At 64.6% G+C, this 1,689-nt stretch carries 1 protein-coding gene; it reads left to right on the forward strand.

Annotation, left to right across the window (positions count from 1 at the left end; translation table 11 throughout):
* A partial coding sequence (locus tag DD1DGNOD_RS28675) for a response regulator (RefSeq protein WP_131769379.1) occupies positions 1-1,641 on the forward strand: 1,641 nt, incomplete at its 5' end.
* Between the last annotated feature and the right edge of the window lie 48 nt (positions 1,642-1,689).

Genomic DNA, 1,689 nt, shown 5'->3' on the forward strand with positions numbered 1-1,689 from the left:
AACCTGACCCCGAAGGAGGTCGAGTACGCCAACGTCATCCATTCCGCCGGCTCCGACCTCCTACAGCTCATCAACGACATCCTCGATCTTTCGAAAGTCGAGGCCGGCAAGATTGACATCCACCTGGAGCGCTTCGCCCTCAGTGAGCTTCTCGAGGACGTCCAGGCCACCTTCCGTCCGGTCATCGCGGAGAAGGGTCTGCGGTTCACCGTCGACGTCGCCGCCGACGTGCCGGACGCACTGATCAGCGATCAGCAGCGTCTGCAGCAGGTGCTGCGTAACCTGCTGTCCAACGCGGTCAAGTTCACCCAGCAGGGTGAGGTGGAACTTCGGATACGGATGGTCAGCGGCCGTGCCCTCGACGATGAGCAGCGCCCGGCCATCGCATTCTCTGTGATCGACACGGGCATCGGCATCGCCGAGGAGAACCTGGACAAGCTCTTCGGAGCCTTTCAGCAAGGTGATGGCAGCACCAGCCGCAGATTCGGCGGAACCGGCCTCGGCCTGTCCATTTCACGCGAGGTCGCGGCCCTGCTCGGCGGTGTGATCCGCGCTCAGAGCGAGTTCGGTCGGGGTAGCACCTTCACCCTTTATCTGCCGCTGTCCCTGCCCGTGTCCGCGCCCGAGGCGACCGGTGAACAAGCCCATGACCCCACGTTGCCGGCCGTTTCCGGTCTGCCGGCGCCTTCCGGTCTGCCGGTACCCGCGCCCACGCCGGTGCCGGAGCTCGCGCTGACGCCCGCCCGGCGCCGTCTGCTGGTGCTCGAACCCGATGACAACGGCCTGCTCGCTCTTCTCGCGAAAAACGTCGCCGCGGAACTCGCCGACACCCACAGATCCGTCCGCATCACCTCGGTAACGAGTCCCGACGACGCGATCGCGGCTCTTTCCGCGACGCTGTACGACTGCGTCGTGCTCGACCTGGCCCTTCCCGGCTCGTCCGCATTCGATTTCCTCGAAAGGCTCCAGGAAAGCCAGGACCTGCAGCAGCCGCCGATCTTCGCGTACCCTGCGCACAGGATCGGCGTCAGTCGGCAGCGCCTCGCTCAGGCCCGTTTCCGGATCCGCCGTATGGAGCCGCTGTCCTCCCTGGACGAGCTTCGCGAACGCATTGTCTCGCAGCTGTCCGCCGACCGTCCGGACAGTACCGATCAGCCGGATGGTGTGGTGCCCTTCGCCGCAGTCCCGACGGAGACCGCGGTATTGCCCGGTGACGGTGACGCCCTGACATACGACGCGCTCCGCGACCGTAAGATTCTTGTGATCGACGACGACGTCCGGAACGTGTTTGCCATCACCGGCATCCTCGAACTTTACGGTCTGATCGTGATCCACGCGCCCGACGGACGTATGGGTATCGATGTCCTGCTCGCCACCGACGGCGTCGACCTCATTCTCGTGGACGTGATGATGCCGGAAATGGATGGTTACGCCACGATGACGGCGATCCGGGAAATACCCCGTTTTGTCACGTTGCCGATTATTGCCGTCACCGCGAAGGCCATGCCGGGCGACCGGCAGAAGTGTCTCGCCGCCGGTGCCGACGACTATGTGACCAAGCCGGTCGACACCGACGAGCTCCTCGGCTGTATACGACGGCGGCTCGCTCACCAGGAGTCCGGCGGTAAGAAGGCTCTGTGATCAATGCCCTTGTCCGGGCGGCAGAGGTCCGGGACTCAAGGTCAGGGA

It is taken from the genome of Candidatus Protofrankia californiensis (genome assembly GCF_900634765.1).
Classification (GTDB): domain Bacteria; phylum Actinomycetota; class Actinomycetes; order Frankiales; family Frankiaceae; genus Protofrankia; species Protofrankia californiensis.